Genomic DNA, 24,894 nt, shown 5'->3' on the forward strand with positions numbered 1-24,894 from the left:
TAGGGATAGTGTTAGATGTCTGCAGAAATGGCTCGTCGGACGGCCGACGAGATCAGTATGTTCCTCACCGAAACGCTCAGTGAATTACTCGATATCGCCACCGATGACGTCGCACTGAGTGAACCGTTCTCCAGTTTCGGACTCACTTCCGCGGTGGCGCTGGTATTCGTCGGAAAGATTTCCACCTGGATGGGCAAGCCGCTGCCGCCGGATCTGCCCTGGGAATACCCGACCGTGCACGCGCTGGCCGAGGGTCTGGCGGCGGCACAGGACAGCCCCGGTTCGCTGACCCAGGACAGCGCCGAGCGCGAGCCCGTGGCGAGCGAGCCCGTCCGGCCGCACACCGGACAGGAGCCGGTGGCGATCATCGGCATCGGCTGCGCCTACGCCGGGGTCCGCGGCCCCGAGAAGCTGTGGGAAACCCTCTGGCACGGAAAAGAATTGGTGGGCAAGGCGCCGCGCGGCCGATACGACTGGCCGCGGGCCGATGCGGCCGCCGACCCGACGGACGAGCGGCGTCGCCCGTGGTTCGGCTCGTTCCTCGACGACCCCTACGCGTTCGACGCGAACTATTTCGGCATCTCCGATGCCGAGGCCGCCGTGATGGACCCGCAGCAGCGACTGCTCGCCGAGACCGTCGCGGACGCCTTCGAGGACGCGGGCGTGCCGATCGAGCGGCTGGCAGGCACTGCGACCGGGACGTTCGTCGGTATCACCGCCGGCGAATACGCCAGGGGGATCGGCGCCGATCCGCACGCGGGCCTGCCGATCGCCGCCGTCACCGGCAATGCCGCCAGCATCGCCGCCAACCGGCTGGCCTACCTGTACGACCTGCGCGGGCCCAGCGTCAGCGTGGACACCGCGTGCTCGTCCTCGCTGGTCGCGTTGCATCTGGCGCTGCGCAGCCTGCACGACGGCGACTGCGATGCCGCGGTGGTCGGCGGCGTCAACCTGACCCTCGACCCGCACATCACCGAGTCGCTGGCCGACGCGGGCATGCTGGCCGCGGACGGACGCTGCAAGACCTTCGACGATCGTGCCGACGGGTACGTGCGCGGCGAGGGCAGCGCCGCGGTGGTGCTCAAGCCGCTGGCGCAGGCACAGCGCGACGGTGATCGGGTGTACGCGGTGCTGCTCGGTTCGGCGGTGAACCAGGACGGCCGTACCAACGGCCTCACCGCGCCGAGCTACCAGTCCCAGGTCGACGTGCTGCGCAAGGCCTATCGGCGGGCCGGGGTCGACCCGAACGAGGTGCAGTACGTCGAGGCGCACGGCACCGGGACGATCCTCGGTGACGCCATCGAGGCGCGCGCACTCGGCACGGTGTTCGCCGCGCACCGCACCGGCGAGCGTGAATTCCTGGTCGGTTCGGCTAAGACGGTGGTTGGCCACCTGGAAGCGGCCGCGGGTATCACCGGACTGGTCAAGACCGCACTGGCGCTGCACCACGGTCAGGTGCCCGCCAACCTGAACTTCGAATCGCCGAGCAAGCACATCGCTTTCGCGGATCTGCCGTTCGAGGTGCCCACCACGAGCCGGGAGTGGCCCGCGCACGGAGGGCGTGCACTGGCCGGGGTGAGCTCCTTCGGATTCGGCGGCACCAACGCCCACGCCGTGCTCACCGGCCCGCCCGTGGCAGCGACGCGCACCCAGCCGCCGGTGCAACCCGAAAAGCCCTATCTGGTCAGCATTTCCGGGCGCAGCGAGCAGTCGACGCTGGCGTTGGTGGACGGCTGGCTGGAGCTGCTGCGCGACGGTGCGGCCCCGCCGGTCGCCACGCTCGCGCAGACCTCCACCGCGCGCCGGGCCCAGCACCCGTTCCGCGTCGCGGTGCCCGCGCGCGACCACGCGGACCTCGCCGATCAGCTCACCGCGATCGCCGCCGGGTCGGTGCCGCTCGGCGCGGCGGTGGGCCGGGTGCCGCGCAGTGGTCCCGGTCAAGTGGGATTCGTCTTCACCGGTCAGGGCAATCAGTGGGTCGGTATGGGCCGCAAGCTGATTCGTCAGCAGCCGGTGTTCCGTGACGCCCTGCTCGCGGTCGATCGGGAGCTGCGGATCGAACTGGGCTGGTCGACCTTCGCGGTGCTCGACCGCGGCGGTGACGCCGAAGCGCTGGCCGACACCGGCACCGCGCAGCCGGTGCTGTTCGCCCTCCAGGTCGCCCTCGCCGCGCTGTGGCGCTCGTGGGGGATCACCCCGGCCGCCGTGGTCGGGCACAGTGTCGGCGAGATCGCCGCCGCGCACGTCAGTGGGGCGCTGGAGCTGCGCACCGCGGCGCAGATCATCGCGGCCCGTGCCAAAGCGACCGCGCGCCTGCGCGACAACGGCTGCATGGCCGTGGTGAACCTGCCCGCCGCGGAGCTGGAACTGCCGCCGCGGGTGCACCTGGCAGGCACGAACGGGCCCAAGTGGACACTGATCTCGGGCCAGACCGCGGCCGTCGACGGCTTCTTGGCCCGGCTCGACGCCGAGCAGGTGATGACCCGGCGGCTGCCGGGCCGCTACGCCTTCCACTCGCCGCTGATGCTGGACTGCCTGCCGGAGTTCGTCGCCGACATGCCGTGCATCGAGCCGAGGGCGGGCAGTGTCGCGTTCTATTCGACGGTCACCGGCGAGCGGATCGACGGCACCCGGCTCAACGGCCTGTACTGGTCCGATCAGGTGATCCAACCGGTGCGCTTCGCCGACGCGATCGGCGCGATGATCGAGGCGAACGTCACCTCCTTCATCGAGATCGGCCCGCATCCCGCGCTCAACGGAATGCTGAAAAGCCTGCTCCGCCAGCATGATCGGCCGGGCATAGCGGTGCCGTCGCTGGTTCGCGACATCGACGACCTCTCGGTGCTGCTCGCCGCGGTGGGCGAGCTGCACGTGCGCGGGCACGAGATCGACTGGGCGGGGGTCGATCCGGTGCAGCGACCGCGGGCCCGGTTGCCGCTCTACCCATACGATCGCAAGTCCTACCGGGTGGTCGACGGCGCGCCCAGCGTCGAGGCCGCACCGGTGACGCGGGCGACGGAGCTGTTCGCCGCCGACGTGGACTACGTCGCTCCCCGTACCGAATACGAACAGGTAGTCGCCGAGATGTGGGCGGAGCTGCTCGGTCTCGAGCAGGTCGGGGTATTCGAGAACTTCTTCCGCATCGGCGGGCACTCACTGGCCGCGACCCAGTTCGTGCGCAGGCTGCGCGAGCTGTTCGAGATCGAATTCGCCCTGCGGCGGATGTTGCTGGAGCCGACCGTCGCCCAGGTGGCCGCGGCCCTGGAGGAACTCATGGTCGAGCAAGCCGATGCCCTTTTGGAGACCGCTCATGAACTCACCAGCTAGCAGCCTGGCCCTCGCGCGGCTGCGGGAACGCCGCGCGGCGGGCCTGGCCACCACCACCGTTCCGTTGCGCGAGGGGGCGGGACCGTTCCCGGTCACCCCGGCCCAGCGCGGCATCTGGCTGCACGAGCAGCTGGCCGATCATCCCGCGATCTACCATGTGCCGCTCGGCATCCGGGTCACCGGTCCGCTGGACGCGACGGCCCTGCGGGCGGCGGCGGAGGCGGTCACGAGCCAGCACCACGCGCTGCGCACGATCTTCACCGAGACACCCGACGGGCTGTATGCCGAGGTCGTCGAGACCGACGGCGTCGACTGGCAGACCCCCGATCTGCGTCTGGTGCCCGCGAAATCGCGTGCGGCGGCGGTCGCTCAGGTCCTGGAGTCGCTGGCGAGCACGCCGTTCGAGCCCGCGCGGCGCCCGCCGGTGCGGTGGGCACTGGTCCGACTGGCCGAGCAGGAATGGATTCTCGCGGTCGTCGCCCACCACCTGGTGCTGGACGGTCTCTCGATCGCGCTGCTGTTCGAGCAGCTCTGGGTGGCCTACGGGGCGCTGCGTCGAGGCGCGGAGACCATTCTGTCCGCGCCGCCGCGGCAATACGCCGACTACGCGGTGTGGAGCGCCGAACACGGCGCACCGGCCACGCAGGCGGCGGCGGTCGAGCGCCGTGCCGCACTGCTGCGCGGTGCGCCGCCGCTGGATCTCTCGATCGGCAGGCGTCCCCGCCGAGTCGGGAACAACGGTGCGCGCGTCGAGGATTCGTTTCCCCGCGAGGTAGTCGCCGCGATGCGTGCGGCCGCCGCGGCCAACGGCGTGCCGCCGTTCGTGTTCCTGCTCGCCTGCTACGAGCTGATCCTGGCGCACCGCGGTGGTCGGTTCGACTTCTGCGTCGGCATCCCGATGGCGGCGCGGCCGTATGCCGAATTAGCGAAGACCATCGGCCATTTCGTCAACACGGTGCCGGTGCGCGCCGATGTCGCGGACGGCCAGACGTTCCTGGAGCTGCTGCATCGGACCAGGGACACGGCCATGGCGGCCTACGACGACGAGACGGTGCCGTTCGAGCGGATCGTCGAGGCGATCGGCGGACCGTGGGATCCGGCCTACAGCCCCGTATTCCAGACGCTGTTCGTCCAGCAGGTGCTCGAGCGCCCCGATCTGAGCGAATGGGGCCTGACCGTCGACTGGCACACCATCGATACCGGTGCGACGCTCTACGACCTGGTCATGCATGTCGCGGAGACCGGCGGGGAGCTGGCCGTGCAGCTCACCTACAACTCGGCGGTGCTGAGCGCGGCCGCGGCCGACGATCTGGCACTGGACTTCCGCACGATCGTGGCCGCCGCCGCGGCCGAACCGACGACCAAGGTGGACCAGCTGCTCGCCGCCCTTCCGGTGCGGACCTACGAGAGGGCCGACACGGGTGACGCCGACGATGCGCCCGAACCCGAGATCGCCCTGTACGAGGCGCCGGTCGGCGAGCGCGAACTGCGGCTGGCCGCACTGTGGTCCGCGGCGCTCGGCCGGCCCGAGATCGGTCGCCACGACGACTTCTTCCTGCTCGGCGGCACTTCGCTGGCCGCGACCCGGGTGATCTCGCAGATCCTCGACGAGTTCGACGTGCGTGTCTCGCTGCGCGAGCTGTTCGAGAGCCCGACCGTCGCGACCGCCGCCCGGCTGATCGAAGCGGCTGCCGCACAAGGCGAATCGCTGCCGCCGCTGCGGGCGCTGCCCCGGGACGCCGATGACCTGCTCGCGGTGTCCTACGCGCAGGAACGATTGTGGTTCCTGGAGACCCTCGATCCCGGCAACGCGACCTACATCATGCCCGGCGGGCTGCGATTGCGCGGTGCGCTCGACGTCGCCGCGCTGGAACACGCACTGGCACAGGTGGAGCGGCGTCACGAGGTGCTGCGCAGCGTGTACCGCACCACCGAGGACGGACAGCTGCGCCAGCTGGTTCGCCCGTATGCCGCACGGCCGCTGGAGTTCACGGACCTGAGCGGGCTCGCACCGGAGGCGCGCGCCGCGGCCGAAGCCGAGTCCGCGGCACAGGTGTACCGGGCGCCGTTCGACCTGGCCACCGGCCCGGTCTGGCGGTACCACCTGATCAAATCGGGCGCCGACGAGTATCTGCTGGCCATGGCGCTGCACCACATCGTGTGCGACGCCTGGTCGATCGCGGTACTGAGCCAAGAGGTTTCGGCGCACTATCGGGCCGCCACGAGTGGGCAGAGCGTGCCGCTGCCGCCACTGACCGTGCAGTACGCGGACTACGCGGCCTGGCAGCGGGGGAGCGCGACGAGCCTGGACGGGCAGCTGGAATTCTGGCGCGGCGAACTCGCGGACCCGACGGTCACCGAGATCCCCGGCGATCGTCCCCGCCCGGCCCGGCGCAGTTCGCGTGGCGCCGTCGCGCGCCACGCGATCGATCCGGAGGTGATGGCCCAGGTGCGGGCGCTGGCCGCCCGGCACGGCGTCACCACCTTCGCCGTACTGCTCGCGGCCTTCTACACCCTGCTGAATCGGTATACCCGCCAACAGGATCTGATCGTCGCCTCGCCGATCGCGGGTCGGACCCGTTCGGCCGTCGAGCCATTGGTCGGCTGCTTCCTGAACACCCTGGCGCTGCGCACCCAGGTCGACCCGGACGAGACCTTCACCGGCCTGGTCGCGCGCGTCGGCCGCACCGTGCTCTCGGCGCACGCGAACCAGGAGCTGCCGTTCGAGAAGGTCATCGAGGCCATGGTGCCGCACCGGGACATGAGCCGGACCCCGCTGGCCCAGGTCATGTTCAACTACCTGAACACCCCGCCGCCGACGCTGGACATGGCCGGACTCGAGGTCGAGCTGGTCGACGCGCCACGGGCGACGGCCAAGATGGACTTCGATCTGACCGTCGACGAAACGGACGGCACCGCCAAGCTGAGCCTGGAATACAGTCGCGACCTCTATGACGAGCCCACCGCCGACCGGGCATTGCGGCACTACGCCGCGGCCTTGGCCGCGATCGTGTCGAACCCGGATCAACTGGTCGGGGAGATCGCGCTGCAACCCGCCGAACCGGTTGCGCCGGAGGTCGTATGGGATCTGCCGGGAACCGCGCTCGTGCCCGAGGCCGAGCCGGGCGAGCGGTTGATCGACCGGCTGGACGCGGTGATCGAGGTGCGCGGCGACGCACCGGCGGTGCGCGGCGGTGAGCGCGGCACCAGCTACGCCGAACTCGATCTGCTCACCGCCGCCATCGCCAAGCAACTCATCGGCGCGGGTCTGGACGGCAGCCGGGTAGCGCTGCTGTACGACCATACGCCGGAGAGCTTCGTCGCGGTGTGGGCCGCGCTGCGCGCCGGCGTCGCCTACGTGCCGCTCGATCCACGGGCGCCGCGGGCGCGTCTGGTCGAGATCCTCGAGGAAGCCGAAGTGTCCGCGCTGGTGTGTGATCCGTCGCTGACCGACCTCGCGCGCGACGTCGCAGGCAGCGCGCACGTGCTCACCGTCGCCGCGCGGGCCGATCAGCCGGATCCGGCGCTGGGCGCGGTGCCGACCAACGACCTGTCGGCGTGGGCGAAATCCCATGTCAGCGCCGATGATTTCGCCTATATCCTGCACACGTCCGGGTCGACCGGACGCCCGAAAGGCGTGGCGCAGAGCTGCGGTAACGCGCTGGCGCACGCGGTGACCTACGCCCGGCGCCTGCGCATCGGTCCCGACGACGTCGTCGCCGCGCCCGCGCGCTACACCTTCGACGCGGGCGTGCTGAACTCGTTCGGTGCGGCGGTGGCGGGTGCGCAGCTGTCGGTGATCGATCCGCACCTCTACGCGCCTGCCGCGTTGCGCGCCGAGATCGAGCGGGCCGGAATCACCGTACTGCATTGCACCCCTACGCTTTTCCGTTACCTGCTGAGCGACGCCGATGGCCGGTGGGCACCGCAGGCGCTGCGGCTGGTCGCGCTGGGCGGGGAAGAGGTGGTCCGCGGCGACGTCATCGACTTCGGCAAGCACTTCACCGGCGAATGCAGGCTGGTGAGCCTGTACGGACCGTCGGAATGCTCGGTGGCGTTGCAGCACATCGTTTCTCCCGAGGACGCCGATCGCGCAGGCGTGCCGATCGGCCGCCCGGTCGAAGGGGTCGCGGTGGATCTGGTCGACGCCGCGGGCCGTCCCACCGAGGTGTACGGCGAGATCGCACTGCGCAGTCCCCATGTGGCGCTGGGCTATTGGCATCGTCCGGAACTGACCGAGCGGGCGTTCGGCACCGGCCGCGACGGTGTTCCGTACTACCGCACGGGTGATCTGGCCCGGCGGCTGCCCGACGGCAGGCTCGTCTTCGTCGGTCGCAAGGACCGGCAGGTGAAGATCCGCGGGCATCGGGTGGAGCCGGGGGAGGCCGAGACCTTCCTGCGCGCGCACCCGACGGTCGGTGAGGCGGCCGTTGTGCTCGACACCGACGCCGAGGTGCCCCGGTTGGTCGCCTACCTCACCCAGGAGGGCCCGCTCGAACCCGACCATCTGGAGTTGTCGGCGTTCCTGCGAACCAGACTGCCCGACTACATGATTCCGTCGGCCTACATGGTGCTCGACCGGTTGCCGCGCGGTCTCACCGGCAAGCTGGACCGGGCCAAGCTGCCGAAGCTCGCCCCGGCCGCGCCGCCGATCTACCTCCCGCCGAGCACGGAGCTCGAACGCGTGGTCGCCGAGGTGTGGGCGCAGGTGCTCGATCGCGAAGTCGGCCTCGGCCAGAACTTCTTCGACCTCGGCGGGCACTCGCTCGCGGTGGCCAGGGTGCGCGGGCTGCTGGAGCGCCGGCTCGGCATCGAACTGGCGATGACCGACCTGTTCGCCGCGCCGACCGTCGACGGTCTGGCGAAGGCCCTGGCTGGGCGGGCGAGCGCGCCCGAGGAGGCCGACCGCGGGCACGACCGGCGCGCGGCCGCGGCGCGCAGGCGGGCACACCGCCACAGTGCGGGCTCGCCCCCGCCACCCCAGTCCGACGACGAGAGCCTGGATCCGCGATGACGCACGACGACAACGACTTCCGGATCGCCGTGACCGGCATGGCCTGCCGGTTCCCCGGCGCCGACACGGTCTCCGAGTACTGGCAGAACCTGTGCGCGGGGCGGGAATCGGTGGGTCCGCTCGCGCCGGAGACCATGCCCGCCGACCCGCCCGCCGGCTACGTGCACGTGGGCGCGGTGCTGGCGGACGCGGACAAGTTCGACGCGGAGTTCTTCGACATGAGCCCCCGTGAGGTCCAGCTGACCGACCCGCAGCAGCGGTTGTTCCTGCTGTGCGCGTGGGAGGCGCTGGAGGACAGCGGTCGGCTCGCCACCGAGAATCCGGGCGCGGTAGGCGTTTTCGCGGGCTCCGGCCTGAGCACCTACCTACTGCGCAACCTGGCCGGGCACGCGAGCCTGTTCCAGACACCGAGCTCGCAACTGCACGCCCTGCACGGCAACGCCTCGGATTACCTCGCCACCAGGGTCTCCTACAAGTTGAACCTGACCGGCCCGAGCTTCGCCGTGCAGACCGCGTGCTCGACGTCGCTGGTCGCGATTCATCAAGCGGCACAGGCCCTGCTCGACTTCCAGTGCGACGTGGCGGTGGCGGGCGGAGCGAGCGTCCAGGTGCCGCAGCAGGCGGGCTACATCTACGAGGAGGGCTCGATCCTGTCTCCGGACGGGCACTGCCGCGCCTTCGATGCCGAGGCCGGGGGCACGGTCTTCGGCTCCGGTGTCGGCGTCGTAGTGCTCAAGCGGCTCACCGACGCGCTCGCCGACGGCGATCGGGTGCACGCCGTGATCCTCGGCTCCGCGGTGAACAACGACGGCGCCAACAAGATCGGCTACACCGCACCGGGCATCGCGGGCCAGCGCGCCGTCATCCGAGAAGCGTTGTCGGCGGCCGGTATCGGCGCCGACACCATCGGCTACGTCGAAGCGCACGGCACCGGAACCAAGCTGGGCGATCCGATCGAGATCGCGGCGCTCAGCGCCGCCTACCGCGAGCACACGGCCGCGACCGGGTACTGCGCGCTGGGATCGGTGAAATCCAATGTGGGTCACCTGAATTCCGCAGGCGGCGTCGCCGGTTTCATCAAAGCGGTGCTCGCGGTGCGCGACGGTCGCATTCCGGCGAGCCTGCATTACACGAGGCCGAATCCGGAGATCGACTTCGCGGCGAGCCCGTTCTATGTCAACACCGAGCTGACCGAGTGGCGCGATACGGTGCGGCGGGCGGGCGTGAGCGCGTTCGGCATCGGCGGCACCAACGCGCACGTCATCGTGGAACAGCCGCCGACCGCGACGCCGAGCGCGCAGGCGAGTGGCCCACGCGCGCTGCTGATCTCGGCGCGCACCGCGCAGGACGCCGACCGCGCCGCGGCCAGGCTGGCCGACCACCTCGACCACACCGAGGTCGAATTGGCCGCGGTCGCACACACCTTGGCGCATCGCAGGCGGGCGTTCGCGCATCGGCGCATGGTGGTGGCGAGCAGCTCGGCGCAGGCGGCGGCGGCACTGCGCAAGCCGGTGGCGGGCGAGGCGGTGCCCAACCCGGCACTGGCGTGGCTGTTCCCCGGCCAGGGCGTCGCGCTCGGTGCGGCGGTGCTCGAGCTCGCGGCCACCGTGGCGCCGTTCGGCCGCCGCCTGCGCGAGTGCGCGGAGCTGTTGCGTGCCGACGGTTTCGATCTGGACGCGGCGATCCGGCAGGCCGAGGGCACCGAGCAGAGCCAGGTCGCGCTGTTCGCGGTGGAGTACGCACTCGCGGGCATGTGGGGCGAGTTCGGCCTGGCGCAGGCCGAACTGCTCGGGCACAGCCTCGGCGAACTGGTGTGCGCCACCCTCGCCGGCGTCTTCACCTTGCCCGACGCGCTGCGCCTGATGGTCGAGCGCGGCCGGATCATGGCGGCCGCACCGCCCGGCGGGATGCTCGCGATCTCCAAGGGCGCGGACGCCGTGCTCGAGCGGCTGCCCGAGGACGTATGGCTGGCCGCCGACAACTCCGCGAACCGCTGCGTGGTCGCGGGCGCGCCTGCCGCATTGCTGCGGCTGTCCGCCGAATTGTCCGAGGAGGGCGCGGCGAGCTCGCCGCTGCCCGTCGGGCACGCGTTCCACACCCCGCTGATGGACGAGGCCGCGGCGCGGTTCGCGGAGCTGGTGCGCGGTGTGGCGCGCCAGGCGCCCCGGATCTCGTTCTGGTCGAACGTCACCGGCGCGCCGATCACCGCCGAGCAAGCGGTCGATCCGGCGTACTGGGCGCGGCAGATGTCGAGCACGGTCCGCTTCCGTACCGCCGCGCTGGGCCTGCTCGCCCGCAACCCGCACACCGTCGCGCTCGAGGTGGGGCCCGGCAAGTCGCTGGTCTCGTTCCTGCGCACCGCCGATCGCGGGTCGGCCACGGTCGGCACGCTCGGCGTCGGACTCGGCGCGGGCGCGCCGGAAGCGGCGATCATCGAAGCGGCGGGCCGACTCTGGCTCGCCGGCGTAGCGGTCGACTTCGAGGCCGTCTACGGTGACCGCACCCCGGCGGCGGTGAGCCTGCCGACGTATCCCTTTGCGCTGAAGCGCTATTGGGTCGACCCGCCGGAGACCGCGCCGACCCTGGTCCGCACGGTCGCGCCGGCGCCGCCGGTCCCGCCCACCCCCGATCCGGCCGCGGCCGCCGGGGCCGAGGAGGACGAGTTCGTGGCCGCGGTGCGCCAGCGCGTGCACGCCGTGTGGTGTGCCGCTCTCGGTGTCGACACGGTGGGCGTCGACGCGAACTTCTTCGAACTGGGCGGCGATTCGCTGCTCGCGGTGCACGTCGCCACTCAGCTGCGCGCCATCTTCCCGCTGGAACTCGCGCTCGGCGAATTGTTCGCGGGGCCGACCGTGGCGGGGATGGCCGAAACCATTGCCGAGCACCTGATGCGGCGGTTGGACGAGCTGTCCGACGCCGAGGTCGAACTGCTGCTGAATCAGCCGGGGACGGCCGAAGAACGGAGCAACAATGCCTGAACTCGTCGACACCGGCGCCTCGCGCCGCGAACTGCTGCGGCGCTGGGTCGCGGGCAGCACCCCGCGCGCGGGCATCCCACGCCGTCCCGATCCCACCGCGGCCGCGCCGCTTTCGGCGGCACAGCAGCGGATCTGGTTCCTGGAGCAGCTGTTCCCCGAGCGCGCGACCTACACGATGCCGCTCGCGCTGCGGCTGCGCGGACACCTCGACATCGCCGCCCTGCAGGGCGCGCTGTCGCTGGTGGTGGCCAGGCACGAGTCGCTGCGCACCAGCATCGAAGTGCGCGAAGGGGTTCCGGTGCAGGTGGTCGGCCCGATCGCGCCGCTGCCGATGACCGTGGTCGGCCCGGCTCAACTCGATCCGACGCAGCCGCTCGCCGACGCGACGGCACAGGTCGAGCGGTTCAGCCGGACCGTGTTCGACCTGTCCGGCCCGCTGGTCGAGGTGCTGCTGGTGCGGCTCGCCGCCGACGACGCGATCTTCGCCGTCGCGATGCACCACATCATCTCCGACGGCTGGTCGCTCGGCGTGTTCGCCACCGAGCTGATGTCGGCCTACGCCGATCTCACCGCGGGGCGGCACGCGCCGGAGCTGCCGGAGCTGCCGCTGCAGTACCCCGACTACGCGGTCTGGCTGCGGGATCTCGCGCAGCGCGACAAGTTCGGCGCCGACCTCGACTACTGGCGCGGGGTGCTCGGTGACGAGCCGCCGCTGGTGACCTTCCATCCGGACCGGCCACGTGCGCTCGAGCCGGAGAATCGCGGCGCCCGCGTGCCGTTCACGATTCCCGCGCCGGTGCTGACCGGCCTGCGCAAGCTCGCCGACGAGGTCAGGGTGAACGAGCGCCCCGCGACGCTGTTCGTCGCGTTGATGGCCGGATTCAAGGCGCTGCTGCGGTATTACACCGGCGCCGAGGACATCACCGTCGGCACGCCGATCGCGGGGCGGAACCGGCCCGAGATCGAGCCGCTCATCGGATTCTTCGTCAACGCGCTGGCATTGCGGACCGACCTGTCCGGGTCGCCCACGTTCCGCGAGCTGCTGGCCCGCGAGCAGCGGGTGGTCTTCGACGCGTTCGATCATCAGGATGCCCCGTTCGACCTCGTGGTCGAGCACGTGCGCCCGGACCGGGAACTGAGTCATTCGCCGCTGTTCCGCACCGCCGTCGTGCTGCAGAACACCAGCCTGCCCGAGCTCACCATCCCCGGGCTGAGCGCCGAGTACGTCGAAGTGCATTCGGGCACCACCAAATTCGATGTGCTGGTCACCCTGCGACAGGTCGGCGCCGAGCTGGTCGGCGCGTTCGAGTACGACGTCGACCTCTACGACGAGCCGACCGTGACCGCCATCGCCGCTCATTTCGTCGCGCTGCTGAGCGCGGTGGTCGCCGACCCGGATACCGCGTTGCCGGAACTGGATTTCCTCGAAAACGGTGAACGGCAGCGAGCGGTGGCCGCCGCGCTGCCGTGCACGCCTGCCGCCGAGGCGCGGCACACGCTGCACGAGTTGTTCGCGGTCCAGGCGGCAAAGACGCCGGAGGCGGTGGCGCTCACCTTCGGTGACAGTGCGCTGACCTACGCCGAACTGGCGACTGCCGCCGCCGAATTGGCGCAGCGGCTGCTGGCGCGCGGCGTCGGCCGCGGGTCGTTCGTCGGCATCCACCTCGAGCGCGGGGCCGATGTGGTGATCGCGATCCTGGCCGTGCTGCGGGCCGGTGCCGCCTATGTGCCGCTTGACCCGATGTATCCGGCGGATCGGATCGAGTTCATGATCGCCGATTCCGGTGCGCGCCTGGTGATCAGCCACAGCTCACTGGTCGCCGGGACCGCGAGCACGGGTCCGGAGCTGCTGCTGATCGACGAGCAACCCGAGCGGTCCACGTCGGATCTGCCGCTGCCGCAGGCCGAGCCGCACGATCCCTGCTACGTCATCTACACCTCCGGATCGACGGGTGTGCCGAAGGGGGTGGTCATCGAGCACGCCAACGTCGTTCGCCTGTTCTCGACCACCACCCGCTGGTACGACTTCGGCCCGCGCGACGTCTGGACGATGTTCCACTCCTACTCGTTCGATTTCGCGGTCTGGGAGATGTGGGGCGCGCTGCTCTACGGCGGCCGCCTGGTCGTGGTTCCGGGTTCGGTGAGTCGTTCCACCGCCGAGTTCGCGGATCTGCTCGCGCGCGAACGGGTCACGGTACTGAACCAGACCCCGTCCGCGTTCACGCAGCTGCTGCGCGCGCTGGAGAACGCACCCGCGACCGAACTCGCGGTGCGCTGGGTGATCTTCGGTGGCGAGGCGCTCGATCTCGCCATCCTGACCCCGTGGTTCGACCGCTTCGGCCAGGCCGCCCGACTGGTGAATATGTACGGCATCACCGAGACCACCGTGCACGTCACCTACCGCGAACTCACCAGGGCCGATGTGGAATCGGCGGCGGGCAGCCTGATCGGGGTGCCGCTGCCGGACCTCGGCGTGCTGATCGTCGATCCGGCGGGTCGTCCCGTGCCCGACGGCGTGGCAGGGGAGATGCTGGTGTGCGGGCCGGGCGTCGGGCGCGGCTACCTGAACCGCGACGAGCTCACGGCCGAGCGCTTCGTGACCAGCCCGGTGCTCGACGGCAGGCGGGTCTATCGCACCGGCGATCTGGCCCGGCGCCGCGCCGACGGTGATCTCGAGTACCTGGGCCGCATCGATCAGCAGATCAAGGTGCGCGGCTTCCGGATCGAGCTCGGCGAGATCGAGGCGGCGATCACCGCGCACCCCGGCGTGGACCAGTCGGTGGTGCTCGCCCGCAAGGACACCGGCGGAAACGTCTCGCTGGTCGCGTATTTCACGCCGGGCGAGCAGGCCGCCGACGCGGCGGGGGCCGAACAGGACCAGGTCGCCAACTGGCAGGTCGTCTTCAACAGCACCTATCGGCAGGGCCGGGACGGCGACGCCGATTTCGACATCTCCGGCTGGAACAGCTCCTACACCAACGCCGCCATCCCCGAGGAGCACATGCGCGAGTGGGTGGACGCCACGGTCGCGGCCGTGCGCTCGCTCGCGCCCCGGCGGGTTCTCGAGATCGGCTGCGGTACCGGCCTGTTGCTGTCGCGGCTCGCGCCGCTGTGCGAGGTCTACGACGCCACCGATGTGTCCGCCTCGGCGATCGAGAACGTCCGGACGAAGATCGTCGAGCCCGACCCTGGGCTGGCGCACGTGCGGCTGGATCTCTGTGCCGCCGACGCACTGCCCGACGATCTGGCGGGCTCCTACGATGTGGTGCTGATCAACTCGGTGGTGCAGTACTTCCCGAGCGCCGACTACCTGACCAGGGTGCTGCACCACGCGGCCGGATTGCTCGCGCCCGAGGGCGTGCTGTTCGTCGGCGACGTCCGCGATCTGCTGCTCAGCGAATCGTTCCACGCGACCGTCGAGGCGACCAACGCGCCATCGGCCGGTGCGGGCGAGCTCGCACCTGCGGTTCGCGCCGCGCTCGATCGGGACGCGGAATTGGTGATCGCCCCACGGTATTTCGAGGATCTCGTGGCGGCGAGCCCGGTGCTGACGGGCAGCCGTATGCGGCTCAAGCGCGGTGTGCACCTCAACGAGATGTCCCGATTCCGCTACGACGCCGTGCTGTACGCGGGCAGCCGCGGACTTCCGGTGCGGCCCAAGGTGTTCGACGCGTCGACGACTCCGCAGCGGCTGGCCGAGATTCTGACGCGGGACCGGCCTGCGGCCGTGCTCGTCACCGACGTGCTCGACGCCAGGGTCGCCGGACCGCTGGCGCTGGTCGAGGAGCTACGCCGGGGCCGGGCGGGCGCCGCCCAGATCCGTGCCGTGCTGGCCGATTCCGGCGGCGTCAGCCCGGAAGACTATCTGGCGCTCGCCGAGCGGGTGCCGTATCGGATAGAGGCGCTGCGCCGTCCCGGGGGTCGCTACGACGTCGTGGCGACGGGCTGGGAGGTCGCGCTGTCGGGCGCGCCGGCGCGCGCCGTCGAATGGCCGGAGGATCTGATCGTCTCGGATCCGCTGCGGGTCAAGGCCCGCGACGATCTGGTGGTCGACGTGCGCGCGCACCTGGCGCGCAGGCTGCCGCAGCACATGGTGCCCGCCGCGGTGCTCGTGCTGGACGAGTTCCCGTTGACCGCCAACGGAAAGCTGGACCGTCGCGCGCTGCCCGCGCCGGTGCTGCGCCGCAACACCTTGGAGTACGAGCCGCCGCGCACGCCGCTCGAGCAGCGGGTCGCAGGCGTATTCGCGCAGGTGCTCGGCATTCCCCGGGTCGGCCGCGAGGACAACTTCTTCGACCTCGGCGGTCACTCGCTGCTCGCGGCGCAGCTCATCCTGCGGCTGAAAGAGACCTTCGGCGAGGACATTCCGCTCGGCTCGCTGTTCGCCAGGCCGACGGTGACCGGTGTGGTGGCGCTGCTGTCCGGAGAGGCCGCGACGGAGGAGACGATCGATCTGCCCGCCGAGGTGGCCGCGATCGTCGAGGCGTGGCCAGCGGGGCCGTGGCCGCTCACCCCGCCGCGCACCGGCGAGGTCCTGCTCACCGGTGCGACCGGCTTCGTCGGCGCGTTCCTGCTGCGGGAACTGCTGGCGCGCACCGATTCCCGGGTGCACTGCCTGGTGCGCGCGGACACGCCGGAGGCGGGCCTGGCCCGGCTCGCGGAAACGTTCGACACCTACGAACTCCCGCGCACCGGGTTCGACCGGGTCGTGCCGGTGCTCGGTGATCTCGCCGAACCGCGCCTCGGCCTGAGCGAGAAGCAGTTCCTGCTCCTGGGCCGCACGATCGACGCGATCTACCACAACGGCGCGCACGTGAATTTCGCGTTGCCCTACCGGGTGCTGGAGGCGGCCAACGTGCGCGGCACCGACGAGCTCATCACGCTGGCCCGCACCAGCGGTGCGCCACTGCATTTCGTGTCCTCGCTGTATGTGCTCGGCCCTGGCGACGCGGTGGACGGTGTGGTCACCGAACGGGTTCCGGCGCAGGACCCCTCGCGGCTCTCGCTCGGCTACCTGCGCAGCAAGTGGGTCGCCGAGCGGCTGGTCTGCGCGGCGGGTGCGCGCGGCCTGCCGGTGAGCGTGTTCCGGCTCGGCCGCATCGGCGGCGACAGCCGCACCGGCGCCTGCCAGACCAGCGACTTCTTCTGGCTGCTCGTCAAGGCCAGCCAGGAGGTCGGTCGCGCGCCCGAGGTGGACTTCGCGGTGGACCTGGCCCCGGCCGACTTCACCGGCGCGGCGATGGTCGAGCTGGCGCGCGACGCGCGGCCCGGTACGCACATCTACCACCTCCGCAATCCCGTGCCCGGTTCGTTCACCGAGGCCGTCGGCTGGCTGCGCGACAGCGGCACGGCGGTGGCGCTGGTCGGCCTCGACGAGTGGCGCGCCGCGATCGCCGCGCACGCGGCCGAGGCGGGCCCCGGCTCGGCGTCCTACAGCGTGCTGAGCCTGCTGAGCGCGGGCGACGGGCTCACGCCGCTGATCCGGTTCGACGTCGACGACGCGGTCACCGCGCTGGACCGGGTCGGCGTGCAGTGCCCGCCGGTCGCCCACGACCTGTTCACCCGCTACCTGGATTACTTCCGCAAGGTCGGCTTCCTCGCCGCGCCGTCACCACAGGAGGTCGGAGTATGACCACGACACTGCTCACCGGGGGCGATATCGAATACGACACGCTCGTGCGCGCGCTGACCAGGCAGGCCGCCCAGCGGCCGGACCGGCTCGCCTACAGCTTTCTGAGCTACCCGGATTCGACCTCGGCGCACGGGGTGACGGAGTCGCTCACCTACGCCGAAATCGACCGTGCGGCACGGGCTTACGCGGCGACGCTGCTCCAGGTGGCGCATCCCGGCGACCGGGCGGTGCTGCTGCTCCCGCCGGGACTGGAGTATGTGAAGGCATTTTTCGGCTGCCTCTACGCCGGCATCATCGCGGTGCCGCTGTATCCGCCGAGCGCGCACAACTCCAACGGCCGCATCGACGCGGTGTGCGTCGACGCCGACCCGGCCTGCCTCGTCACCACCGACGACGCGCTGCCCAATGTGACCGCGTGGCTGGACAATTCACCGACCGACACCACCCGGCTGATCGTGACCACCGGCGAGGTGAACGAGCGGCTCGCGACTGACTGGGAGCCGGTGCTCGTCGACCGTGATCAGATCGCGCTGCTGCAGTACACCTCCGGCTCCACCCGCACACCGGCCGGTGTGATGGTGCCGCACCGCGGCCTGCTCGCCAACGCCAGGCAGACCTACCAGATGATGTATCACGTTGGGGTCGGCCCGGAGGACGAGGTGGGCTTCGTCAGCTGGCTGCCGCTGTTCCACGACATGGGCCTGATGGTCGGGGTGATCATGCCGATCATCAACGGCCACGGCGTGGTTCAGCTCTCGCCGACCTCGTTCCTGCGCAGGCCCGAGCGGTGGCTGCGGGCGATCAGCGACCATCCCGCCCAGGTCTTCGCGGCCTCGCCGAACGTCGGCTATGAGCTGTGCGCCGAGCGGGTCGGCCCCAAGGAACTCGACGGCATCGACCTGAGTCGCTGGCGCTACGCGCTCTCGGGCGCGGAACCGGTGCGGGTCAGCACGATCCGCAAGTTCCACGCCGCCTTCGCCGCACACGGCCTGGCCGAGTCGAGCCTGATCGCGGGCTACGGACTGGCCGAGGCGACGCTGCTGGTCTCGGTCAACTGGCGCACGCTCTCCGGCGTGCAGACACTCACCGTGGACCGGGAAGCGCTCGCCGCCGGGCACGTGGTGGCCGCGCAGGACGGCGCGGACATCGTCAGCGGTGGCGCCCCGGCGCCCGGCACCGAGGTCAGGATCGTCGATCCGGAGACCAAACAGCCGCTGCCGGAGAACCGGCTCGGCGAGATCTGGGTCAACGGCCCGTCACTGTGCTCCGGCTATTTCAACCGGCCCGCGGAGACCGAGGAGACCTTCCGCGCCGAACTCGCGCCGCGCGACGGCAAGTACTACCTGCGCACCGGTGACATCGGATTCCTGCACGAGGGCGAGGTCTATCCGACCACCCGGCTCAAGGACCTGATCATCATCGACGGTCGCAATTACTACCCGCCCGATATCGAGGACGCCGCGGAGCAGGCGCATCCGCTGGTGCTGCCGGGGCGCTGCTCGGCCTTCTCCATCGAGGTCGGCGTGCAGGAGAAGATCGTGGTGCTGGTCGAGGCCAGGATCCCCACCGACGACACCACCACCGCGCGGGAGCTGCGCAACGCGGTGCGCGAGGCCATCTTCCGGGTGCACGACGTCGGCGTGCACGAGGTGCTGCTGCTGAGCCCCGGCGGGATTCCGCGCACTTCCAGCGGCAAGATCCAGCGTTCGGCCTCACGCACCGCCTACCTCGACGGCACGCTGCGTGTGCGGGGTGCGAAATGACCACCGCGCTGTCCACCCACGGCGACAAGCTGACCTGTTTCACCGCGGCGTTGGCGAGTGCGCTGCTGGCCAGGGGCGAAACCCGCTGGTGGCGGCCGCTGCTCGCGGGCGGTCCGGTGCTGGCCGTCACGCCGGCGCCGCAGGAACTGCTGCTGTTCGAACACGATGCCGTCGCGCCGCTGCCCGCGCTCGGGTTCGGCGTGCGGGGCGAGGACGACTGGGCCACGGCCTACCACGCCATAGAAGAGGAAGTGGCCGAGCATGGTTCGGTGGTGCTGCTCGCCGACATCTTCCACCTGCCATGGCAGCACGGATATCGGAAATGGCACGCGCCGCACTGGCTGGCCATCGTGGCGACCCTCGACGGCTGGGTGGTGGAGGACCCGCTCACCATGACCACCGAGCTGGGACCGCAAACCGGGCAACGGGTTCCGGTGACCTCGGCCGCCGAGCTGCGGTCCTGGTCGGTGAGCCTTGGCCCGGACGACACGGTCGCGTTGCTGCGCGAACAGGCGATGGCGGGCGCGCCGGAGATCGCGGTGGGCCGCACCTATCGCTGGCTGGAGACCCGTCCGGCCGAACGTCGCGCCCCGCGCCCGGATCGGTTGGTGGGCGCGGACGCGCTGGTCGCGCTGGCCAGCCGCTACCAATTCGCCGCGACCCCGGACGATTTCACCCAGCTCGACGACCTGTGGCAGGCGCTGCGCCAGCGCGAACTGCTGCTCTGGGCCGCGGAATTCGACGACGAGGTGCTCGACGACGCGGGCCGCGCGCACTGGGACCGCGCGGTCGCGCAGTGGCGCACCCTCCCGCCGTTGCTGATGCACGCCAGGATGCGCGCCGCCGCGGGCGGCACTGTGCAGACCGCGCTCATCGCCGAAACCCTGCTGGCCCTGGCCGAATACGAGGGCAAGCACCTCGCCTTCGCGCACCGCCGACCGGAAGGAACGTGGCGATGACCGCCGACATCGCGGTGCGACTGGCACCCGCCGACGGCTACCTCGCGTGGACCCAGCACGCGAAAACACTGTCCCGCGAGGCGATCCCGCCCAGTCCAGGCGTCCGATTGGCGGTGCTGGCGACCTACACCACCGACTTCCTCACCGAGCTGCTGCCGCTGGCCTGCGCCCGCGCCGGGCTGAACGCCGAGCTGCTCGAATTCCCGTTCGGACAGGTCGAGCAGGTGCTGCTCGCGCCGCAGACGCCATTGCGCGAAGGCGATTACGTCGTCCTCGCGGGCACCCACCACGACGTCACCGGCGCGGTCGAGGAGACCGTGGATCGCTGGGTCGGGCTGTGGGACGCCGCGGCCCGCTCCGGGGTCCGCGTCGTGCAACTCGGGTTCGCACCGCCGGCGGTCGACGCCTACGGCGCGGCCGCCTGGCGCACCCCGCAGTCGCTGTCGCATCGGGTGCGCGAGGTCAATACGCGCCTGGCCGAACAGGCGGCGGGCCGGGTGCTGTTCGTCGACGTGGAACAGCTCGCCGCACAGGTGGGATTGCGGCACTGGGAGGACCCGCGCAGTTGGTATCGGGTGCGCCAGCCGTTCGCGGCGGACAGCCTGCCGTGGCTGGCCGCCGCGATCGCCGATACGGTCGCGGCCGACCGCGGCCGCTCCGCGCGGTGCGTGGTGGTCGACCTCGACGGCACTCTGTGGGGTGGCGTCCTCGGCGACGACGGCATCGACGGCATCCGGGTCGGGACCGGCGCCGATGGTGAGGCCTTCGCCGAGTTCCAGCGCTACCTGCGCGCGCTCACCGAGCGCGGCGTGCTGCTCGCGGTGGCCAGCAAGAACGATCGTGAGCTGGCGCTGCGCGCCATCGACGAGGCGCCGGGCATGGTGCTGCGGGTCGCCGACTTCACCCATATCGTCGCCGACTGGCGGCCGAAATCCGAACAGCTCCAGGAGATCTCGCAGAAGATTCGGCTCGGGCTCGGCAGCATCGCGTTCGTCGACGACAACCCGGCCGAGTGCGCGCAGGTCCGGGCCGCGCATCCCGAGGTGCGCGCGCTGTGCCTGCCCGAGGCGCCCGCGAAGTTCCGCGCCGCGCTGGCCGCGTTGCCCTGGCTGCACCCCGGCGCGCTGTCCAGCGAGGATTTCGCGCGCCAGCGCTCCTACCAGGCGCTGGCCGCCGCCGAGCGGATCGTGACGGACAACCTGGACGAATTCCTGGCGAGCCTGGAGATGGTCGCGGTGATCGAACCGATCAACAGCACCACGGTGGACCGGGCCGCGCAGCTGATCGCCAAGACCAACCAGTTCAACCTGACCACCCGCAGGCATACCCAGAGCCAGGTGCGCAAGATGGCCGAGGACCCGCGCTGGTTCACCGCGATCCTGCGCCTGCGGGACCGATTCGCCGACCACGGCATCGTCGGCGTGCTGCTGGCCGAGCAGCACGGCGCTGCGGTCGAGATCGACACCCTGCTGCTGAGCTGCCGGGTGATCGGCCGTAACGCCGAACACAATCTGCTCGCCGCGGCCGCCGAATGGGCGCTGGCGCAGGGGAGTTCGCGATTGGTGGGCCGGTATCTCCCGACCGCCCGCAACGCGCTGGTGCGCGAGCTGTACCCCCAGCACGGCTTCACGCTGGAAGCGGAGTCGGAACAGGGGGCGGTATACGGATTCGACCTGACGGGCGGCGCGCCTGCGCGCAGTCCGCACGTGCGAGAGGCGCAGACCCAACATGGCTACTGATGTGATGGAGCAGTTGCTCGAGCTGTTCGCCGAGGTGGTCGGCGAGCCGGCCGCCCACGGCCCCGACACCGTCCGCGCCGACATGGACACCTGGGATTCCCTGGCGCAGGTCCGGTTGGTGTACGCGGTGGAACGCGCGTTCGCGGTGGAGCTTCCGGAGCGCACGCTCACCTCGGAACCGACGCTGGCCGAACTCGCCGCCGCCGTGGTTGCCGCACGGCGGGAGCGGGTGTCATGAGCGCGCGCGTGTTCCGCGTGACCGACACCGATGTGGCGACCTACGCGGCCGCCACCGGCGATCGCAATCCGTTGCACGTGGACAACGATTTCGGTCACCGCTCGCCCTACGGCAGGCCGGTGGCGCACGGTGCGCTGGTGGTGACCCTGGCGCTGGCCGCGCTCGCCGAGACCACCGATCCGATGGCGGTGCGCGACATCCGGGCGACCTTCCGGCAGCCGACGATTCCCGGCCGCCGCTACGAGGTGGACTGGACGGTGTCGGAAAGCGAAGCCCGTGGTCGGGTCAGCTTCGGTGGGATCGAGGTGGTCGGCATCCGGTGCAGGCTCGGTTCGGTGCTGCCGTGGTGCGGGCCGGCGGCCGCGGACGAGCCGCGCCGCGAGGCGCCGCGCGTGCTCGGATTGGCAGATCTGGCAGGCGATTCCGCGCAGGCGCCGGGCGCGGAGCGCGGGACCTACTCGGTGGACTACCCGTTGATCGCCGCGCTGGTGTCGCGGGTGATCGGTGGGCGCGTGCCCGAACACGTCGCCGCCGTGCTCGGCTGGGCCAGCTACTGGACCGGCATGTGCACCCCGGGCCGGGACGCGCTGCTCGTCGCGGCGTCGGTGGTGTTGCACGGGTCCGGTTCCGGTGCGGTCGAGTTCGACACCGCGGCGCCCGAGGTGGACCGGCGCTCGGGTCTGGTCACCCTGCGGGCAGGCATGCGCTGCGGCGCCAGCGCCGATGTCACCGTGCAGAGTCTGATCAGAGAGTCGGTGCCCGGGCCAGATCCGAAGGAGCTGGCCGCCGTGCTGCCGCCCTCGGAGCGGCTCGCCGGCCGCACCATCCTGGTCGTCGGCGGCAGCCGGGGCCTCGGCGCGGCCGTCTCCCTGGGCCTGGCCAGTCAAGGGGCGCGGGTGCTGGTGAGCTGTACCCGCGCGCCCGAGGTGCTCGCCGCGGCCTCGCACGCCTATCGGGACCGGCTGTGTCCGGTGCTCGCCGACGCAAGCGACGGTTACGCGCTCGGCGCGGCATTGCCCGAAGGACGGCTCGACGGCGTGGTTCTGCTTGCGGCACCGGCGATTCCGACCTTGCCGCTGGCGCCGGACGCGGTCGAGACCGCCGCGCAGTTCATGGCCGCGAGCACCCGGCTGGTCTTCGCGCCGCTGTCGGTGTGCGTGCCACGGCTCAACAAGGGGGCCACCGTGGTGTTGATCTCGTCGGAGGCGGTGCTCGCCCCGCCGCGCTGGTGGCCGCACTACGCGGCGTCCAAGGCGGCGGTCGAGGGGCTGGCGGAATACGTTGCGCGCCACCATCCGTGGCACGTGGTGGTGGTCCGTCCACCGCGGCTGTGGACCGATCTGACCAACACCCCGGGTGGGCGTGCGGTGAGCAACCCCATCGCCCCGGTCGCCGCCGATATCGTCAACGCCTTCTCCGCCGAAGATGCTGTCGCCGGGGAAGTTTCGGTACTCGGCGCGGCCGGATGGGGCGCGCCGTGGCCACTGCTGAGCGAGGAGGTGCGCGATGCTGGAGATCTCCGGTCTGAGCAAGTCGTACGGTAAGAAGCAGGTGCTCACCGGCGTCGACCTGGTCGTGCGCCCCGGTGAGATCGTCGGCTTGCTCGGACCGAATGGTGCGGGCAAGACCACGACCGCCTCGATCGTCGCGGGCCTGACGCCCGCCGACGCGGGGACGGTCCGCATCGACGAGATCGACCTCGCCGCCGAACCGCGCCGCGCCCGGCGCAAGCTGGGCTTCGCGCCCCAGGAACTCGGCGTCTATCCCACGCTGACCGCGCGGGAGAACCTGACCTTCTTCGGCAGGCTGATGGGCGTGGGCCGCAGGGAGCTACCCGGACGGATCGACGAGGTCGCCGCGCGCCTCGGCATCACGCCCTTCCTCGCCACCCGGGCGCATCAGCTCTCGGGCGGACAGCAGCGGCGGCTGCACACCGCGATGGCGCTGCTGCACGAACCCGATGTGCTGTGGCTGGACGAGCCGACCGTCGGCGCGGACGTCTCGGCTCGCCAAGACCTGCTCGACGAGGTGCGCAACCTCGCCGACCGCGGCGCCGCGGTGGTGTACGCGACGCACTATCTCCCGGAACTCGAGGTGCTCGGGGCTCGGGTCGTCGTCCTGCATCAGGGCCGAATCCTGGCCCAGGGCAGTGCCGCCGAGCTGATCGAGCGGCACGCGCAGGCGGCGGTGAGCCTCGAGTTCGCGACCGAGGTTCCCGCGAGTCTCGGCGGGTTCCTCGCCGCGCCGGGCGCCGAGGTGCTCGACGCGCGCCGCTTGGTCATTCCGACGAGCACGCCGGGACAACTGCTCGCGCAGCTGTTCACCACGCTGGACACCGACACCGAGCAACTGCTTGCCGCCGAGATCCAGCACCCCGATTTGGAGAACGCCTATCTGGCGATCATGCGCGCGGCCGCGGCCGGCGCCGAGCCGCCCGCCGAAGGGATCCGAGATGCTGTTGCATGACTCCGCCGTCGATCGGGTGCGCGCGCTGTCCTGGGCCGATCTGCGCCGGATCCGGTCGGACCCGGCACAGCTCATCGTGCTCACGGTGCTTCCCATCGGCATGATGGCGTTCCTGACCCCGGCGAACAAGGCGCAGCTGCGCTTCTTCGGCGGGTTCCCCAACGCCAGCGGCATCGAGCAGGCGGGGCCGGGCACCATCGTGATGTTCGCGTTCTTCATCACGACCCTGCTCGGCGCCTCGTTCTTCCGCGAACACGAGTGGGGCACCTGGGACCGGCTGCGCGCCGCACCCGTGCGCGCCGGCGAGATCATCCTCGGTAAATCGCTGCCGTCGGTGCTGTTCTCGCTGGCGCACCTGAGCATCCTGTGGGTGGTCGCGTTCACGCTGTGGGACCTGCGCAGCAAGGGATCGGTCTGGCTGCTGCTGCCGATCAGCGCGTCGCTCATGGCCGCGACCTGGGGGTTCGGTATCGCCCTTGTCTCGCTGTGCCGCACCATCGATCAGCTCTCGATCATGGCGCAGGTCGGCTCGCTGGCCATCGGCGGGCTGGCGGGCACGATCACCCCGCGGGACACGCTGCCGGGCTGGGCGCAGGCCTTGTCGCCGTTCACGCCGCAGTACTGGGCGCTGAAGGGGTACCAGGACGTCATCCTGCGCGGGGCCGGCTTCGGGGACATCGTCGAACCGTGCCTGATCCTGCTCGGGGTCGGTGTGGTCGGCGGGCTGATCGCGCTGTTCCGGTTCCGGCTCAGCCACAGCAAGGTCGGCCGCAGCTGA

11 protein-coding genes are annotated in these 24,894 nt (G+C 71.0%); all 11 read left to right on the plus strand.

Annotation, left to right across the window (positions count from 1 at the left end; translation table 11 throughout):
- Nucleotides 1-15: 15 nt before the first annotated feature.
- From F5X71_RS15505 to F5X71_RS15555, 11 genes are read left to right on the plus strand one after another with little or no spacing between them, the layout of a single operon-like run.
- Entirely contained in the window at nucleotides 16-3,327 is a 3,312-nt protein-coding gene (locus F5X71_RS15505) for a type I polyketide synthase (protein WP_167462600.1), read from the plus strand.
- A complete protein-coding gene (locus F5X71_RS15510) occupies nucleotides 3,311-8,341 on the plus strand; it encodes a non-ribosomal peptide synthetase (RefSeq protein WP_167462601.1) in 5,031 nt (1,676 codons plus the stop codon). The genes F5X71_RS15505 and F5X71_RS15510 overlap by 17 nt, the downstream gene beginning before the upstream one ends.
- Nucleotides 8,338-11,319, plus strand: coding sequence for a type I polyketide synthase (locus F5X71_RS15515; protein WP_167462602.1), 2,982 nt, complete (start codon nucleotides 8,338-8,340; stop codon nucleotides 11,317-11,319). The genes F5X71_RS15510 and F5X71_RS15515 overlap by 4 nt, the downstream gene beginning before the upstream one ends.
- On the plus strand, nucleotides 11,312-16,951 hold the full coding sequence (locus tag F5X71_RS15520; protein WP_167462603.1) for a non-ribosomal peptide synthetase: 5,640 nt from the start codon (nucleotides 11,312-11,314) through the stop codon (nucleotides 16,949-16,951). The genes F5X71_RS15515 and F5X71_RS15520 overlap by 8 nt, the downstream gene beginning before the upstream one ends.
- Nucleotides 16,948-18,714, plus strand: coding sequence for a fatty acyl-AMP ligase (locus F5X71_RS15525; RefSeq protein WP_167462604.1), 1,767 nt, complete (start codon nucleotides 16,948-16,950; stop codon nucleotides 18,712-18,714). The genes F5X71_RS15520 and F5X71_RS15525 overlap by 4 nt, the downstream gene beginning before the upstream one ends.
- On the plus strand, nucleotides 18,711-19,673 hold the full coding sequence (locus tag F5X71_RS15530) for a BtrH N-terminal domain-containing protein (RefSeq protein WP_167462605.1): 963 nt from the start codon (nucleotides 18,711-18,713) through the stop codon (nucleotides 19,671-19,673). Before F5X71_RS15525 ends, F5X71_RS15530 begins: the two co-directional genes overlap by 4 nt.
- On the plus strand, nucleotides 19,670-21,412 hold the full coding sequence (locus tag F5X71_RS15535; protein ID WP_167462606.1) for an HAD-IIIC family phosphatase: 1,743 nt from the start codon (nucleotides 19,670-19,672) through the stop codon (nucleotides 21,410-21,412). The genes F5X71_RS15530 and F5X71_RS15535 overlap by 4 nt, the downstream gene beginning before the upstream one ends.
- A complete protein-coding gene (locus F5X71_RS15540) occupies nucleotides 21,402-21,650 on the plus strand; it encodes an acyl carrier protein (protein ID WP_167462607.1) in 249 nt (82 codons plus the stop codon). Before F5X71_RS15535 ends, F5X71_RS15540 begins: the two co-directional genes overlap by 11 nt.
- Nucleotides 21,647-23,194 (plus strand): SDR family NAD(P)-dependent oxidoreductase, encoded by a 1,548-nt coding sequence (locus F5X71_RS15545; RefSeq protein ID WP_167462608.1) that lies wholly within the window; start codon nucleotides 21,647-21,649, stop codon nucleotides 23,192-23,194. The genes F5X71_RS15540 and F5X71_RS15545 overlap by 4 nt, the downstream gene beginning before the upstream one ends.
- On the plus strand, nucleotides 23,157-24,116 hold the full coding sequence (locus tag F5X71_RS15550) for an ABC transporter ATP-binding protein (RefSeq protein ID WP_167462609.1): 960 nt from the start codon (nucleotides 23,157-23,159) through the stop codon (nucleotides 24,114-24,116). Before F5X71_RS15545 ends, F5X71_RS15550 begins: the two co-directional genes overlap by 38 nt.
- Nucleotides 24,103-24,894 (plus strand): ABC transporter permease, encoded by a 792-nt coding sequence (locus tag F5X71_RS15555; RefSeq protein ID WP_167462610.1) that lies wholly within the window; start codon nucleotides 24,103-24,105, stop codon nucleotides 24,892-24,894. The genes F5X71_RS15550 and F5X71_RS15555 overlap by 14 nt, the downstream gene beginning before the upstream one ends.

It is taken from the genome of Nocardia brasiliensis (genome assembly GCF_011801125.1).
GTDB classification, from domain to species: domain Bacteria; phylum Actinomycetota; class Actinomycetes; order Mycobacteriales; family Mycobacteriaceae; genus Nocardia; species Nocardia brasiliensis_C.